This is a genomic window from Bradyrhizobium sp. BRP22, from assembly GCF_020194175.1.
Lineage (GTDB): Bacteria > Pseudomonadota > Alphaproteobacteria > Rhizobiales > Xanthobacteraceae > Bradyrhizobium.
Genome location: NZ_JADYVX010000017.1, coordinates 134,533 through 149,935, shown reverse-complemented (window position 1 = coordinate 149,935; position 15,403 = coordinate 134,533). Strand labels below are relative to the sequence as shown.

14 protein-coding genes and 1 pseudogene are annotated in these 15,403 nt (G+C 63.6%); 3 read left to right on the top strand and 12 right to left on the bottom strand.

What is annotated here, in order from left to right; all coding sequences use genetic code 11:
• Nucleotides 1–158 (top strand): annotated as a pseudogene (locus I6F35_RS21680) (IS110 family transposase); the annotation flags it as partial.
• Nucleotides 159–226: 68 nt separating this feature from the next.
• On the opposite strand, the gene I6F35_RS21675 reads toward I6F35_RS21680, so the two are convergent.
• The 5 genes from I6F35_RS21675 to I6F35_RS21655 form a co-directional block, all read right to left on the bottom strand.
• Nucleotides 227–850, bottom strand: a complete 624-nt coding sequence (locus I6F35_RS21675) for a flavin reductase family protein (protein WP_225119698.1) — start codon at nt 848–850, stop codon at nt 227–229.
• Nucleotides 851–963: 113 nt separating this feature from the next.
• Complete coding sequence (locus I6F35_RS21670; protein WP_225119697.1) at nt 964–1,575, bottom strand: TetR family transcriptional regulator; 612 nt, start codon at nt 1,573–1,575, stop codon at nt 964–966.
• Between the two features lie 32 nt (nt 1,576–1,607).
• Nucleotides 1,608–4,748, bottom strand: a complete 3,141-nt coding sequence (locus I6F35_RS21665) for an efflux RND transporter permease subunit (protein ID WP_225119696.1) — start codon at nt 4,746–4,748, stop codon at nt 1,608–1,610.
• Nucleotides 4,749–4,787: 39 nt separating this feature from the next.
• Nucleotides 4,788–5,894: an efflux RND transporter periplasmic adaptor subunit gene (locus I6F35_RS21660; protein ID WP_225119695.1), complete on the bottom strand. Its 1,107-nt coding sequence runs from the start codon at nt 5,892–5,894 to the stop codon at nt 4,788–4,790.
• Nucleotides 5,895–6,144: 250 nt separating this feature from the next.
• Entirely contained in the window at nt 6,145–7,470 is a 1,326-nt protein-coding gene (locus I6F35_RS21655) for an MFS transporter (RefSeq protein ID WP_225119694.1), read from the bottom strand.
• Between the two features lie 180 nt (nt 7,471–7,650).
• On the opposite strand from I6F35_RS21655, the gene I6F35_RS21650 reads away from it, so the two are divergent.
• Nucleotides 7,651–8,040, top strand: coding sequence for a DUF2809 domain-containing protein (locus I6F35_RS21650; RefSeq protein WP_225119693.1), 390 nt, complete (start codon nt 7,651–7,653; stop codon nt 8,038–8,040).
• 118 nt (nt 8,041–8,158) lie between these two features.
• Here the strand turns inward: I6F35_RS21650 and I6F35_RS21645 are convergent, their stop codons facing one another.
• The 3 genes from I6F35_RS21645 to I6F35_RS21635 form a co-directional block, all read right to left on the bottom strand.
• The gene (locus tag I6F35_RS21645) at nt 8,159–8,548 is read right to left on the bottom strand and encodes a hypothetical protein (RefSeq protein WP_225119692.1); all 390 of its coding nucleotides are present in this window, start codon (nt 8,546–8,548) and stop codon (nt 8,159–8,161) included.
• A 201-nt stretch (nt 8,549–8,749) separates the two neighbouring features.
• Nucleotides 8,750–9,919: a crosslink repair DNA glycosylase YcaQ family protein gene (locus I6F35_RS21640; protein ID WP_225119691.1), complete on the bottom strand. Its 1,170-nt coding sequence runs from the start codon at nt 9,917–9,919 to the stop codon at nt 8,750–8,752.
• 180 nt (nt 9,920–10,099) lie between these two features.
• On the bottom strand, nt 10,100–10,342 hold the full coding sequence (locus tag I6F35_RS21635) for a hypothetical protein (RefSeq protein ID WP_225119690.1): 243 nt from the start codon (nt 10,340–10,342) through the stop codon (nt 10,100–10,102).
• Between the two features lie 498 nt (nt 10,343–10,840).
• Here I6F35_RS21635 and I6F35_RS21630 point away from each other — a divergent pair, with 498 nt between their 5' ends.
• Nucleotides 10,841–11,476: an OmpA family protein gene (locus I6F35_RS21630; protein WP_225119689.1), complete on the top strand. Its 636-nt coding sequence runs from the start codon at nt 10,841–10,843 to the stop codon at nt 11,474–11,476.
• A gap of 95 nt (nt 11,477–11,571) precedes the next feature.
• On the opposite strand, the gene I6F35_RS21625 is transcribed toward I6F35_RS21630, so the two are convergent.
• The 4 genes from I6F35_RS21625 to I6F35_RS21610 form a co-directional block, all read right to left on the bottom strand.
• Nucleotides 11,572–12,639, bottom strand: a complete 1,068-nt coding sequence (locus I6F35_RS21625) for a response regulator (RefSeq protein WP_225119688.1) — start codon at nt 12,637–12,639, stop codon at nt 11,572–11,574.
• 91 nt (nt 12,640–12,730) lie between these two features.
• Complete coding sequence (locus I6F35_RS21620; protein WP_225119709.1) at nt 12,731–14,020, bottom strand: phospholipid carrier-dependent glycosyltransferase; 1,290 nt, start codon at nt 14,018–14,020, stop codon at nt 12,731–12,733.
• Between the two features lie 379 nt (nt 14,021–14,399).
• Nucleotides 14,400–14,888 (bottom strand): VOC family protein, encoded by a 489-nt coding sequence (locus tag I6F35_RS21615; RefSeq protein WP_225119687.1) that lies wholly within the window; start codon nt 14,886–14,888, stop codon nt 14,400–14,402.
• 27 nt (nt 14,889–14,915) lie between these two features.
• The gene (locus I6F35_RS21610) at nt 14,916–15,341 is read right to left on the bottom strand and encodes a VOC family protein (protein ID WP_225119686.1); all 426 of its coding nucleotides are present in this window, start codon (nt 15,339–15,341) and stop codon (nt 14,916–14,918) included.
• Nucleotides 15,342–15,403 lie beyond the last annotated feature (62 nt).

Sequence of the window (15,403 nt, the reverse complement as noted above, 5' to 3'; positions counted from 1 at the left end):
CCGCCCGATACGACAAAAGCCTCGGAGAGTTCCGTGACAGGCTGCTCAGGGCCGGCAAAGAGAAAATGGTCATTCGCATTGCCTTGGCGCGCAAGCTCCTCGTCAGACTCAATGCAAAAGCTCGCGACGCGCGAGCCCAATACGCCAATGCAACTTGACAATCCAGATAGTCGCTCATCCCGACCTTCTCCCCGCGAAGAGCGGGGAGAAGGGGAAGAAAGGGAGATCAATCCGGGCGGACCATCTCGAACATGTTCTCGGGGCGAATCTCGAAATAGTCGCCTCGCCGGCCGGCACGGACGATGGGGCGGGCGGCGGCGGTCTGGTAGACGCCGTCCTTGATCATGGCCTTGTCGATGTGGACGGCGACGACTTCGCCGAAGGTCACCCAGGCCGGCACCTTGTCGCCGCCGGCGTTCTGTAGCTGGACGATCTGGGTCAGCTTGCACTCGAACGAGACGGGACTTTCCGCGACCCGCGGCACGTTGACGATCTTGCTTGGGGCCGCCGTCAATCCCGCGACCGTAAACTCGCTGACGTCGCGGGCGACATGGGCGGCGGTCGCGTTCATCTGCTTCGCCAGGTCCATGGTGGCGAGATTCCAGACGAACTCCTTTGTCTCCTGGATATTGGCGACGCTGTCCTTCCAGGAGGTGGAGGAGAAGCCGATGATCGGCGGGACGTAGCAGAAACCATTGAAGAAGCTGTAGGGTGCGAGGTTGACGTGACCCTTGGCGTCGCGCGAGGAGATCCAGCCGATCGGACGCGGGGCGATGATGGCGTTGAAGGGATCGTGCTTGAGGCCGTGGCCGTTCTTCGGCTCGTAATAATGCAGGTCTTTCGCGGTCACGCTGAATTCCTCGAGGATACGGCGTCATTCCGGGATGGTCCGAAGGACCAGACCCGGAATCTCGAGATTCCGGGTTCGATGCTTCGCATCGCCCCGGAATGACCAGGATGATGTCAATTCGTCAACTTACCACGCGGTGAGAGGCCCGCGATCACAAAATCGATCATCTGGTCGATGGTCGGGCCCGGCTTGGTGGCGCATTGGGCGATCATCTGGGGGTGGAAGAAGCGCATCATCGCGGTGGTGGCGCAGAGCGCGGCAAGCTGCAGATCCGGAGCCTCGAATTCGCCGGAGGCCGCGCCCTGCCCGATCACCTCGGCGATGGTGGAGGCGATCATCTCCATATGGGCGACGCAGACGTCCCAGTCCTCCTGCATGGCGATCTCGACCATCTCATGCAGCTTGGAGTCGCCGACATAGCGCTCGGTGTTCATGCGGTTGATGGTCTTCATCAGCTCGCGCAGGCGGGTCTTCGCCGGGCCCGGCTCCCGCACGATCCGCAACGCCTCGACCTCGACCTCGCCCATCAGCGTCCGCGCCACGCCTTCATGGATCGCCTTCTTCGAATCGAAGAAGCGATACACGTTGGCGGGACTCATCCGGAGCTCCTTGGCGATGTCGGCGACCGTGGTCTTCTGGTAGCCGATCTGGCGGAACAGCCGCTCGGCCACCACGAGGATCCGCTCCCGGGTGTCACTTTCGATATGTTCCGAAACCAGCGTCATCTGTCAGGACTCAATTCGTATTCACTGTTCAACTATTCAGCGGCTTCAGCAAGCGGAATTGCCGGGCGAGCATTGCCGTCATGCTGCGCCGCCGAAGCGGCTTTGTCAGGTACCCCGCTCTCATCCAGGCTCTTGCGGAACCATAGGGCGTAAAGGCCCGGCAGGTACAGGAGCGTCAGGAAGGTCGCGACGAACAGGCCGCCCATGATGGTGATCGCCATCGGGCCCCAGAACGCCGAGCGCGACAGCGGGATCATCGCCAGGATGGCGGCGAGCGCGGTCAAGACCACCGGGCGGGCGCGGCGGACCGTGGCCTCCACGATCGCCTCCTTGCGCGTCAGGCCGTGGGCGACGTCGGTCTCGATCTGATCGACCAGGATCACGGTGTTACGCATGATCATGCCGGCGAGCGCGATCAGGCCGAGCAGCGCCACGAAGCCGAACGGCTGGTTGGCGACGTTCAAGCCCAGCGAGGCGCCGACGATGCCGAGTGGCGCCGTGAGGAAGACCAGGAGCAGGCGCGAAAAGCTCTGCAACTGGATCATCAGCAGCGTCAGCATCACCAGCACCATTATCGGGAAGAGCACGAAGATCGATGCATTGCCCTTGGCCGATTCCTCGAACGCGCCGCCCGGCTCGATCCGGTAGGCCGGCTCGAGATGATTCCGGATTTCCGTGAGCTTGGGCGAGATCTGGTTGGTGACATCGGGTGCCTGCACGCCGTCGACGACGTCGGAGCGCACGGTGATCGCCATGTCACGATTGCGCCGCCACAGGATCGGCTCCTCATGAGCATATTCGATTTTTGCAATCTGCTGCAGCGGCACCGCGACACCATTGCGTGAGGTGATCGTGAGATCGCCGACGCGTGCCAGATCGAGCCGCTCGGACGGCACGGCGCGCGCGATCACGCTGACCTTCTCGATGCCGTCGCGGATCGTCGTGACCGGCGCGCCCGAGATCAGCATCGAGAGCGCCTGCGAGACTTCCTGCGGGGTCAGGCCGAGCGCGCGGGCGCGGTCCTGGTCGACGACCAGCTTGAGGTACGGCGACTGCTCGTTCCAGTCGAGCTGCACATCCTTGACGTTCGGATTCTGCCGCATGACGTAGCGCACCTGGTAGGCGATATCGCGCACCTTCTGGGCGTCAGGACCGATCACGCGGAACTGAACCGGGAAGCCGACCGGCGGGCCGAAATTGAAGCGGTCGACGCGCACACGCGCTTCGTTGAGCGCGCCGTTCGCCACCGCATTCTCGATCTTGGCCTTGATGCGCTCGCGCGCCTCGACGTCCTTGGACAGGATCACGATCTCGGCAAAGGCCTCGTTCGGAAGCTGCGGGTTAAGGCCGAGCCAGAAGCGCGGCGAGCCCTGGCCGACATAGGCGGTGTAGGTCGCAATATCCTTGTCGCCCTTCAACAGGTCCTCGGCCTTCTTGACGGCCGTCTCGGTCACGTTGAAGGCGGTGCCTTCCGGCAGGCGGAGTTGCAGGAACAGCTCGGGGCGCTCGGAGAGCGGGAAGAACTGCTGCTGGACGTGGCCGAAGGCGACGATCGAGGCGATGAATACGCCGACCGTGGAAGCCACCACCGTGATGCGGTGACTGACGCACCACTGCACCACCGCGCGCAAGCCGCGATAAAGCCTCGTCTCATAGATCGCGTGCGGATCGTGGTTGTGGTGCACCTTGATGTTGGGCAGGAGCTTCACGCCGATATAGGGCGTGAAGATCACCGCGACGAACCAGGATGCGACCAGCGCGATCGCGACGATCCAGAAGATGCCGCCGGCATATTCGCCGACCGCCGAATTGGCAAAGCCGATCGGCAGGAAGCCGGCCGCGGTGACCAGCGTACCGGTCAGCATTGGAAACGCCGTTGATTCCCACGCGAAGGATGCGGCGCGCATGCGGTCCCAGCCCTGCTCCATCTTCACCACCATCATCTCGACCGCGATAATGGCGTCGTCGACGAGCAGGCCGAGCGCAATGATCAGCGCGCCGAGCGTAATGCGGTGCAGGTCGAGCGACATCGCGTTCATGACGATGAAGACGATCGCGAGCACCAGGGGCACCGACAGCGCCACCACGATGCCGGTGCGCCAGCCGAGCGCGAGGAAGGAGACGAACAGCACGATCGCGAGCGCCTCGACGAAGGAGTGCACGAACTCGCCGACCGCGTGCTCGACCACCTTCGGCTGGTCGGCGATCTGCTCAATATCAATGCCCTGCGGCACCGCCTTCATGAATTCGGCGGTCGCCTTTTTGACCTCCTCGCCGAGCTCGAGGATGTTGGCGCCCTTGGCGGTGACCACGCCGATGCCGAGCGCGGGCTTGCCTTCCTGGCGCACGGTGAATGTCGGCGGATCGACGAAGCCGTGGGTCACGGTCGCGATATCGCCCAGGCGGAACACGCGGCCGTTGCTCTCGACCGGGGTCTCGGCCACCGCCTTCGCGCCGTCCAGCGCGCCGGTGACACGCAGCGGCACGCGCTGCGAGGAGGTCTCGACCGTGCCGGCCGGGGTTACGTTGTTCTGCTTGGCGAGCGAGTCGAACAGCGCCTGCGGCGTGATGCCGAGCGTGGCGAGCTTGGCGTGGGAGAATTCGACATAGATGCGCTCGTCCTGGATGCCGTAGACATCGACCTTGGTCACGCCCTGCACGCGCAACAGCCGCTGGCGAAAGCCTTCGGACGCCTTCTTCAGTTGCGCGTAGTCGGCGCCGTCGCCGGTCATCATGTAGAGGATGGAATCGACGTCGGAGAACTCGTCATTGACGACAGGACCGAGGATTCCCTGCGGCAACTGGCCCTGCACGTCGACCAGTTTCTTGCGCAGCAGGTAGAAGAGATAGGGCACATCCTTTGGCGGCGTCGAATCGCGGAACGTCACCTGCATCGCCACGAAGGCCGGCTTGGAATAGGTCTGCACCTTCTCGAAGAATGGCAATTCCTGCAGCTTCTTCTCGATGGGGTCGGCAACCTGGGTCTGCATCTCGTTCGCGGTCGCACCGGGCCACATCACGGAGACGTTGACCACCTTCACCGTGAAGAACGGATCCTCGGCGCGGCCGAGGCGCTCATAGGAGAAGAAGCCGGCGGCGCCGAGCGCGATCATCAGGAACAGGATCAGGGTCGGATGGCTCACCGCCCAGCCCGACAGGTTGAAGCGCTTCATGTCACCCTCCAATATCCAAAACCGTTTGCGGCCGACGTATCAGAACGACAGCGACGCAACGACGCGGACCTTCTGGGCCGGGTCGAGCTTCTGCACCCCGAGCGCCACCACCTTCGCGCCTTCCTCGACACCGCCGGCGATCACGACGCAATTGCTCTGATAGGCCTTCACCTTGACCGGCCTCAGCGAGATCTCACCGGCATCGTTGACGACATAGAGCGAAGGCTCGCCGCCCTGGCTGTACAGCGCCGACAGCGGCAGCTTCGCCACGCGCTCGGTCTCGGCATCGGCGAGCGTCAGCGTCGCGGTCATGCCGAGCGAGACGTCGTCGCCGGCTTCCGGCAGCGAGAATTTTGCGAGATAGGTGCGGGTGGCGGGATCGGCCGAGGGCGCGACCTCGCGCAGTTTTGCGGTGTACTTCTTGCCCGCTTCCGACCACAGCGTCACGGTGGCGACGCCGGTCTTGGCGCGGCCGAGCAAGGTCTCGGGGATGGCGACCACCGCCTCCTTCTCGCCGAGCCGCGCCACGCGGATCGAAGTCTGGCCGGCGGCCACGACCTGGCCGGGCTCGATCAAGGTGGAGGTGACGACACCGCGGGTGTCGGCGACGAGCGTCGCATAGGAAAGCGAGTTCCTGGTCAGTTCGACCGAGCGTTCGGCGCGGTTGAGACGGGCGCGGGCCTCATCAGCAGCGGCGCTGCTCTGGTCCAACTGCGCGTCCGTGGTCCAGCCCTTGGCCCGCAGATCCTTGGCGCGTTTCTCGGCGGCGGACGCCTGCGCCAGCACGCCGGTGGCGGCGCGGAGTTCGGCTTCGGCCTGCTCGGCCTGCAGCTTCAGATCGACTTCATCAAGCGTGGCGAGCGGCTGGCCGATCTCGACGGTCTGGCCGACCTCGACGAGCCGTTTTGCAACCTTGCCGGCGACCCGAAAGCCCATGTCGCTTTCGATCCGCGGCCGGATCGTGCCGACGAAGCTGCGCTCCGGGGTCTCAGCCTCATAATGCACCGTGGAGACCAGCACCGGACGCCCGGGATCGGCTTTTTCGGCAACCGTTTCGTTGCAGCCGGCCAGCGAAATAGCCGCTGCCGCCAACAACGCGCCGGCCAAAAGCTTGTAATAATTCGCAAAAATCGAACGGGCGAACATCGGTCTCTCCATCGGGCTGATGTCTGATGAAAAGTATTGATTGATCACTGACGAATGTCAATAATCGTCAGTAGACACCAATTCGTGAGCTCGTTGTCGTCGGGGTCATTGAGAGCTGCTGTGAGCTACCGTCGCGGACGTCGTTCCGGGATGGTCCGAAGGACCAGACCCTTAGATGCGCATTGCGCATCGGGGAATCTCGAGATTCCGGGTTCGCGCTGCGCGCGCCCCGGAATGACGGAGCCGTTGGCTACTTCGCGCTGGCGAATTCGGTTTTGGTCTCGTGGCCGCCGAGGAAGACGAGGAGGCCGGCCGCCAGTGGCAGCAAAGACAGGACCAGCAGGCCGGTCGAGGTATTGCCGGTTGCATCCTTGACCCAGCCGATCAGATAGGGCCCGCCGAAGCCCGCGAGGTTGCCGATCGAGTTGATCAGCGCGATGGCGCCGGCGGCAGCCGTGCCGGAGAGCCAGGCCGTCGGCAATGTCCAGAACACCGCGAAGGTGCAGAAGGTGCCGATTCCTGCGATCGTCAGCACGACCATGGTGATGGTGGGATCGGTGAGATAGCTGGAGACGCCGAGCGCGAGCGCCGTGAGCAAGAGCGGTCCGCCGACATGGGCGACGCGCTCGCGGGTGGCGTCGGAGTGCCGCGCCCACAGCACCATCGCAATGGTGCCGAACAGATAGGGGATCGCGGTGACAAAGCCGGTCTGCGCGTTGGTGAGGCCGAAGGCTTTCACGATCTGCGGCAGCCAGAACTGCATCCCATAGAGCGCGCCGACGAAGCCGAAATAGATCAGGCTGAGCGCGATCACCTTGGGCGAGGACAGCGCTTCGCCGAGCGTGAAGTGCCGCACCGCCTGCTTGGCCGCGACCTCGGCGTCGAGCTTTGCCTTGAGCCATGCCTTCTGCTCCGCGGTCAGCCAGTTCGCCTTCTCCGGCTTGTCGGTGAGATAGAACCAGGTGACGACGCCGAGCAGCACCGAGGGGATGCCCTCGATGATGAAGAGCCACTGCCAGCCCCTCAGCCCCATCAGGCCGTCAAGCCCGAGCAGGAGCCCGGAGATCGGCGCACCGATCACGGTGGACACCGGCACGGCGATCGCGAAGGCGGCGAGGAAGCGGGCGCGGTATTCGGCCGGATACCAATAGGTCAGATAGAGGATGATGCCGGGGAAGAAGCCGGCCTCCGCCACACCGAGCAGGAAACGCAGCACAAGAAAGCTCCACTCGCCGCTGACGGTCGCCATCAGCGCCGAGATCACGCCCCAGGTCACCATGATGCGGGCGATCCAGCGGCTGGCGCCGAATTTCTCCAGCGCGAGATTGCTCGGCACCTCGAAGATGAAATAGCCGATGAAAAAGATGCCGGCGCCCCAGGCGAAGACCAGCGGCGAGAACTTCAGATCCGCGTTCATCGTCAGCGCGGCGAAGCTGAGATTGACGCGGTCCAGATAGGAGAAGAAGTAGGCCAGCACCAGGAACGGAATTAGGCGCGCCGAGATGGCGCGGATGGTCGAGGTCTCGATCTCGCTCTTCGCACTTGCGGCGGCGGCAAGTGTGGTGGTCTGGCTCATGGGTGTCCCCCCGAGGGCTGTTATTGCTGTTGCGAAGGGGTTTTCAGCATCAGCCGCACGGTGTCAATCGGAATTGTGACAAAGGTTCATTGCTGGGCGCGTGGAGCGCGACAGCCTGACGAGCTTGCGCCGGGCTGCGGGCCGGGCTTTAGCTCGGTCTCCCACGAGGCTTTCCCGATCATGATTGTCCGCGTCCTGCTTTGTCTTTCGATCATCATCGCCGGGCTGACGCTGCGCCGGTTCGGCTTCGACGTGGGGTTTCCGGCGTTCGTCGTGAAGTATGGCGGCTCGCTGTTGTGGGGGACGATGGTGTTCTTCCTGGTCGCGATTGCTGCGGCGGGATGGTCACGGCGGACCGTGGCGCTGATCGCGCTTGCGATCGCAATCTGCGTGGAATTGTTCCGGCTGGTGCATACGCCATGGCTCGACGCTTTCAGGCTGACGACCGCCGGCGCGCTGCTGCTCGGCCGCATCTTCTCGGCATGGAATATCGTCGCCTATGCCGCAGGGATTTTGCTCGGTGTAGTGCTTGATCGCCTAGAGCTGCCGGGTCTCGCCAAGAGCCAATAGCCACCGTCATCGTCCGCAACGGCGGACGATCCAGTAAGCCACAGCCCGTCGGCTCAATCACTGCTGCCAGCGATTACTGGATGCCCCGCGTGCGCGGGGCATGACGGACCGTTGAAGGCTACCGCCGTGCCTTGCGCGTCTTCTTTGCGGCCTTGGTCTTCTTCGCGGTCGTCTTGGCTGCCTTGGCCGAGCGCTTCTTGGCGGATGCCTTGCCGGCCTTGCTGGCCGACCTTTTCTTCGCGGTCTTCTTCGCCGCGGCTGCCGCCCGCCTTGCGCCGCCTGCCGTCCGCTTGGGCGCGGCGCGCCGCTTGCGCGGCGGGGCCGTTGCCATCGGCTGCATCATCATCGGATCAGAGACGAGGCCGTCGGCGGCGAGCGGGACGTAGGTCGCCGTGCGCTCGTCGGCCTTCGTGGTCGTCTCGTCCGGCTTCAATGCATCGCCTGCGGCGCTGGCGACGCCCTTCACCGTGTCCGTGATCTTGTCGAGAATCGATTTGTCCTTGCCCATAACGCCTCCCTGAAATTAGTCGCAACGAACCAACCGGCCAGGAGGCTGCGGGTTCCCGAGGCGAAACTTGGAGCCCTGGCGCAGTCCGCCGACCTGCCCTTATCAGTCCCGTCATTGCGAGCGAAGCGAAGCAATCCATCTCACCGCTCGCGGAGGCATGGATTGCTTCGTCGCTGCGCTCCTCGCAACGACGGGTAAATCTCATAGGTCGTTAGCGAGCTGGAAGCGCTCGAATCTATGCAGCGCTTCCTCGATGCGAGGCTTGAACTCCTTGCGGGCGCCTCGCTTGGCGCCGTTGCCGACCCAGCTCCATTTCTGCATCAATAGCTTCTTGTTCGGCCGATCGGTCTTCAGGTCGATGGCGGCGACGATCTCGTCCCCGACCAGGACCGGCAGCGCAAAATAGCCGAACAGGCGCTTTTCCTTGGGCACATAGGCCTCGAAACGGTGGCCGTAACCGAAGAACAGCTCGGTGCGCTTGCGCTGGATGATGAGCGGATCGAACGGCGAGAGGATATGGACAAGCATGGGATCGCCCTCGCCCGGCGGCTGCAGCGCCTCCGGGCGCGCCCAATGCTCCTGCTTGCCGGCGCCTTCGAGCGCGACCGGTACCAGCTCCCCTCGCCGCACGCGCGCCTCGATCAGGCGCCGCACCGGCTTCTTGCTGGGCGCATCGAGATGGCAGATGGAATCCAGGCTGACGACGCCCTGGGAACGCAGCGCGCGGTCGAGCAGATAAGCGGTGATCTCGCGCGCAGAGGCCGGCTTCGGTGGCTTGTCCCAGCCGAAATGCCGCGCCATCAGCTCGTAGGTCTTCAGCATGCCGTTGCGCTCGCTGATCGTCAGCACCCCGGTGTAGAAGGCGAGTTGCAGCGCGCGCTTCGACGGCTTGCGGCTCTGCCAGAGATGCTCCTTCTCCACCAACACGTCGTCGTCGATGTCGCGGATGGTGAGCGGTCCCTGCCGGATCAGGCGCATCACCTTGCGCATGTCGGCGGGTGTGACCGAATTGAACCATTTGTGGCCCTCGCGCCGGTGCTGCCGCATCGCCGGCAGGAAGAATCGCAGATCCCCGGCCGGCACATAAGAGAGGGCATGGGTCCAGTATTCGAACACGCTTCTGTCGACGCTCTGGGCGTGGCGCAGATCGGCGCGGCGATAATCGGGAATGCGGCTGTAGAGGATGTGATGGTGGGCGCGCTCGATCACGTTGATGGTGTCGATCTGCACATAGCCGAGATGTTCGACAGCGGCGGCGACCGCCGCCGGCCCGTCGCCGAACGGCACGGGCGTATCGAGCCTTTGGGCCGAAAGCCAGAGGCGGCGGGCGTCGGTCCTGCTCAGGGGATGGGATGGAATCGGGCGGGGCATCGGCCCCAATGTAGAGCATGATGCAGAAAAGTGGACGCCGGTTTTCCGTTCCGGCGAGGCCAAGTGCTTGCGCGGAGATCACCGTCCACGGATTCGCGGCATGGACCGCGAGCAACGAAAAGGCCGCGCCGGTCGGCGCGGCCAAAGCGTAAAGCGGCCTTTAGAGACTGCTTCGCCAGATTACTTGGGTGCTGCCTGGGCCTCAAGATAGTGCTTGCAGGCGCCGCGCATGTTGCCCTTGCTCATTTCGGTGTTGGCTTTGCTCATGCTCTTGGCGATCGCCATCTTGCCGGGCCCTTCCGGCATCGTGTTCATCGCGGCGGTCGACTTGGCCATGTTCTCCGTGGTGCAGGCCATCGGCTTGGCGAAAGCAGGTCCGAAAGCGACAGCCGAGAACGCGGCAGCCAGGATCAGTCGTTTCATCGGAAAAGTCTCCCTTGGAATGAAGGCGGCGTGACACCGGCCAACACAATACGCATTGGCTGGCGGCCGCACTTGCAGTGGAAAGTTATTTTTTCTGTATTGCAACGCGATGAAGCCGAGACGAGCTGCGACCAGCAGTCGCGGTCGTCAACCGGTTTATCGTGGCGACGAGAAAAGCCAATCAGGCCGCCTTTCTCGATTTCGCCGTGCGGACCTGCATCGCCGGGACAGTCCGTCCATCATGCCACCGAAGAACGCGCCGAGAGGCCGCCACCTCCGCAATGATGGCCGCACCGCCGCTACGCAGTACGCAGATGGGCGTTGGCTCCTCGACTGTGATGGAGTCCTTGATCGAGCGCCAGAGCCCAGCGGCCAGAAGGCAAGCACGCCCCTACGTGATCCACATCACATCCGGCAATTTGAACCTGACCTATCGTCGGAGCATCAAAGCGCCAGGCGAGCCAATCCGGCCGGCGCATACTTAGAGGATTTAAGACGATGACCCGCTTTCATGGACTTTCCATCCTGACGATCGGCGCCGCGCTGTCGATGACGGCGGGCCTGGCTTTCGCCGGCGACAGCGTCGTTCGGGCCGACCAGATCGTGAATGCGCTCAAATCCAAGCCGCTGACCCGCGGCCTGTCCACCGGCCCGCAGCAGGTGGACACCGTGGCGACCGCCAAGGAGACGAAATTCGTCGACAGCCTGCGCAACCGTCCGACCCGCTCGCTCTCGCTCGGCGAACGCCAGGAGATTGCCGAGCTCGCCGCGACCAAGCCGCAGATCAACCTCGAGATCCATTTCGACTTCAACTCGGCCGAGATCAGCAAGAGTTCGACACAGGCGGTACAGGAGCTCGGCAAGGCGCTGTCGAATCCGAACCTGAAGGGTTCGACCTTCGTGGTCGCCGGCCACACCGACGCGGTCGGCAGCGACGCCTACAACCAGGAGCTCAGCGAGCGCCGCGCCGATACGATCAAGAAGTACCTGACCGAGCACTACGGCATCGCCGATTCCAACCTGGTCGCCGTCGGTTATGGTGAGAGCAAGCCGAAGGATCCGAATGCGCCGCTCGATCCGACCAACCGCCGGGTTCAGGTCGTCAACATGGAAACCAAAACGGCGGCGCAGTGAAGCCGCGGATCGATCCGTAGCCCGGGTGAAGCGCAGCGCAACCCGGGAACGTGAGATACGGCGATGGGCCCGGATGACGCTTCGCCTCATCCTGGCTACGGCTTGTCGAGCATTTCCCTGATCCTTGCCGCGAGCACGGTCTGCGTCAGCGGCTTCTGCAACAGCGATACGTCCTCGTCGGGCCGATCCTGATCGCCGACGACATTACCGGCATAGCCGGTCATGAACAGCACCTTCAGGTCGGGCTGGAGTCGATGCAGCTCGTCGGCCAGTTCGCGGCCATTGAGGCCGGGCATGATGATGTCGGTGAGCAGCAGGTCGACATGGAATCGTCCGGTCTTGAACAGCGCCAGCGCAACTGCGCCGTTGGCGGCTTCATGGACCTTGTAATTGAGTTCCTGCAGGGTCTCCATCAGATAGGACCGCACGCTGTCTTCGTCCTCGACCACCAGGATCGTCTCGCTGCCGGCACTTGCAGCCACCGGCGCGCTGCCCTCCTTGACGGAGACAGCGGTTGCGGGAGGCGCCTGATAGGCAGGCTTGAGATCGGGCGGCTCGCCGCGCGCATGGGTCAGGAGCTGCTGCGTCAACAGCGCCGCCCTCTGCGCGCTGCTTGAGGCGTTGCCGATCACCCGCGCGAGCCGATCGCGCTTGACGCCGCCGTCGGACTGCACGCTGCGCGCGGCGATTTCGAGATTGCCGCTGATGACCGTCAACAGATTGTTAAAATCGTGCGCGACGCCCCCGGTCACCTGCTGCGACTGTCGCAGCAGGTCCTCGGCCTCGCGGAGTTGCGACGGCGAGGGCAGCGCCAGGAGCTTGGGCAGCAGCGGCCACAGCATGGCGGCGGTGACGATGGAGGCGACGGCCGTCATTAATTTGACGATGCCTTCGATGCCATAGATCGGCACCCAGAGCGTGACGATGGACAACACATGGGTGAAGCCGCAGAACAGGATGAACAGCGCAAAAGCCCAGAACACCCAGCCGAACGCGACGTCGCGCCGCTTCGACACGAAGATGGCCAGCGCCACCGGAATGGAAAAATAGGCGGCCGCGATCAGTGCGTCGGAGATGACGTGGAGCCAGATCAGCCCAGGCTCCCACAACAGGCAAATTCCGTGCGGGGAAAGCGTTGACGAATCGAGGAAACGCTCCAGCATGACCGTCCTTCCACTGCCTTGAAGCAAGTCGATGGACCTACTCTTGCATACAAAAATCCATGAGCGGTAAAGGCCCGTCAAGCCCAGCGGCTCAGATCCAGTTCTGGAACAGCATCAGACGGTTAAAAGTAGCCATCGAGCTACCGATGAAGGCGGCCGAGATCGGCAGCATGGCTGCAAAGCCCAGCGCGCCGATGGCGACGAAGACCCACAGCAGCCAGCGCGGAGCCTGGCCGCGGGTCAGCGCATAGACCAGGGCAAAGCTCGCGGTGGTCGCGGCCGGCAGGTAGTAATAGATGAAGCCGAGCGTGCGCGGCAGCAACGCCCAAGCGAGATAGGGACCAAGATAGAACGCCAGCACCAGGAAGGCATCCGCCCGCCGCACGACGATCCAATCACGCAAGGCAATTGCAAGCGCAGCGAGCGCCGGCCACAGGATCAGGGGATTGCCAAGCAGGACCACGGCGGCAACGTGGTCGTCACCGAGCTTGTCGAAGAGATACCAGACCGGACGCACGAGGAACGGCCAGGACGGCCATGAGCTCATATAGGTGTGGCCGGCGATCGCGGCGGTGGTGTTGTCGGCAAAGATGCGGCGCTGCGCCTCCAGGATATCGGCAAACGAAAATCCATAGAGCGGAACGAAACTGGCGAGATAGACGATCACAGGCAGCAGCGCGAAGCATGCGGCGAAGTGATGGAAACGAAAATCGGGCCAGAGCTCGGGCCGATACCAGTCCTCCGGCCTGGCATCGGCGAACTGCGTGCGCCAGCCCTGCATCAGCCGGATCGCGGCGACGACGGCGATGCAGGTTGCGAGCACGAGCAGGCCGCTCCATTTGCAGGCCACAGCGAGGCCGGATGCCAATCCCGCAAGCGCGAAGCAAAGATGCGGCCGCGCCTGCCGGAAGCCATGGACGAACGCCGCGATCGCGAACAGGCTGAAGGCGAGCGCGAAAACATCCAGCATCGCGATCCGCGACTGCACGAACAGCATCTGGTTGAATGCGGCGATGAGCGTGGCCGCGATTGCCGAGGACTGCCGAGCGAACAGCGCCAGTCCGCCGAGATAGACCCCGACCAGCGCCAGCGCTCCGAACAATGCGGCGGGATAGCGCCACCCGAACGGATTGTCGCCGAACGTCCTGATCGACAGCGCAATGAGCTGTTTGGCGAGCGGCGGATGCATCGGGTTGAGCAGCGGCTCTCGCATCACCGGCTCGAGCATCTGCCGCGCCGCCGGCACGTAATGCACCTCGTCAAAGTAGAATTTTTCCGGCGCGCTCAGGCCGATCAGGAGCAGAAGATGCGCGACGATAAAGATACTGGCCGCGGTGAGAACAGTGCGTGTGGCTGGAACAGAAGGTGATTCGGGCACGATGTCTTCGGGCGATCACGGTGCAGCAATGAATCGATTGTGAGCGCTGCCGATTTTTCTGTCCATTGCATCGAACTTATTTCGCGCTGATCGTCACCAAGCAACGGGGCTGTGGTTCCAATATGGCGGCCGGCTCGGCTTCCGCAATACCAAGGGCTGGGTCGCCGACCTCTTCGTCAACGGCACGGCCGGTCCGCATCCGGTCGGCACCACGGTGCACGGCGGCGTGGGCCTGCGGGTCAATTACTGATGTCTCCCCTCATGGTGAGGAGGCGCGATGCGCCGTCTCGAACCATGAGGCCAAAGCGAGGCCTGCATCCTTCGAGACGCGCTACGCGCTCCTCAGGCTGAGGGGAGAGAACAGCCGTGCGGAGGCAATCGATTACGCCGCCGACTTGCCCTCATAGGCGCGGCGCAGGCCTTCGATATCCAGCTTGACCATGCCGAGCATGGCCTGCATCGCGCGTGCTGCGCCGGCCTTGTCGGGGCCGCCGATATATTTGGGCAGCGCGCTCGGCACGATCTGCCAGGGAACGCCGAAGCGGTCCCTCAGCCAGCCGCATTGCTCGGGCTTGCCGCCATTGGCGAGCAGCGCGTCCCACAGCCGATCGACCTCGGCCTGGTCGGCGCAGTCGATCATGAACGAGGCGGCGTAGGTGTATTCCATCTTCACGCCGCCATTGAGCGCCATGAAATGCTGACCGGCCAAGGTGAACTCGACCACCAGCACCGTGCCGGCCTTGCCGGCGGGACCATCGATGATGTTCTTCTGGACTGTATCGATTCGCGAGTCCGGCAGCAGCGAAACGTAGAACTTCGCGGCTTCCTCGGCGTCGCCGTCGTACCACAGGCAAGGGGTGATCCTGGACATGATAGGCTCCTACGTGTTCAGCGGCAATCAGGCGGTGGCGCATTGAGCCTTGGTGGCGGCTTCGACATCCATCCAGACCACTTCCCAGATGTGGCCGTCCGGATCCTCGAAGCTGCGGCCATACATGAAGCCATAGTCCTGCTTGGGCGACGGATCGGCATTGCCGCCGGCGCCCTTCGCCTTGGCGGTGATATCGTCGACGGCGTCGCGGCTGTCGGCGGAAAGGCAGATCAGGACTTCGCTCGTGGTCCTGGCGTCGGCGATCTTCTTGGGCGTGAACTGCCGGAATTTGTCGTGGGTAAGCAGCATGGCGTGAATGGTGTCGGAGAACACCATGCACGAGCCGGTATCATCGGAGAATTGCGGGTTCTTGGCCGCGCCGATCGCCTGGTAGAAGGCGGTCGAGCGGGCAAGGTCGCTGACAGGCAGGTTCACGAAGATCAGTTTGGACATCATGGGCTCCTTTTGCATGGTGTTCAGCCCAAGGACGGACGGGCGGGCGGGAGTCCGACAGG

Coding starts and splice junctions, on each gene's coding strand:
- I6F35_RS21670 (WP_225119697.1), bottom strand. CDS start 1,575: ATGACGCTGGTTTCGGAACATATCGAAAGTGACACCCGGGAGCGGATC.
- I6F35_RS21665 (WP_225119696.1), bottom strand. CDS start 4,748: ATGAAGCGCTTCAACCTGTCGGGCTGGGCGGTGAGCCATCCGACCCTG.
- I6F35_RS21660 (WP_225119695.1), bottom strand. CDS start 5,894: ATGTTCGCCCGTTCGATTTTTGCGAATTATTACAAGCTTTTGGCCGGC.
- I6F35_RS21655 (WP_225119694.1), bottom strand. CDS start 7,470: ATGAGCCAGACCACCACACTTGCCGCCGCCGCAAGTGCGAAGAGCGAG.
- I6F35_RS21650 (WP_225119693.1), top strand. CDS start 7,651: ATGATTGTCCGCGTCCTGCTTTGTCTTTCGATCATCATCGCCGGGCTG.
- I6F35_RS21645 (WP_225119692.1), bottom strand. CDS start 8,548: ATGGGCAAGGACAAATCGATTCTCGACAAGATCACGGACACGGTGAAG.
- I6F35_RS21640 (WP_225119691.1), bottom strand. CDS start 9,919: ATGCCCCGCCCGATTCCATCCCATCCCCTGAGCAGGACCGACGCCCGC.
- I6F35_RS21635 (WP_225119690.1), bottom strand. CDS start 10,342: ATGAAACGACTGATCCTGGCTGCCGCGTTCTCGGCTGTCGCTTTCGGA.
- I6F35_RS21630 (WP_225119689.1), top strand. CDS start 10,841: ATGACCCGCTTTCATGGACTTTCCATCCTGACGATCGGCGCCGCGCTG.
- I6F35_RS21625 (WP_225119688.1), bottom strand. CDS start 12,639: ATGCTGGAGCGTTTCCTCGATTCGTCAACGCTTTCCCCGCACGGAATT.
- I6F35_RS21615 (WP_225119687.1), bottom strand. CDS start 14,888: ATGTCCAGGATCACCCCTTGCCTGTGGTACGACGGCGACGCCGAGGAA.
- I6F35_RS21610 (WP_225119686.1), bottom strand. CDS start 15,341: ATGTCCAAACTGATCTTCGTGAACCTGCCTGTCAGCGACCTTGCCCGC.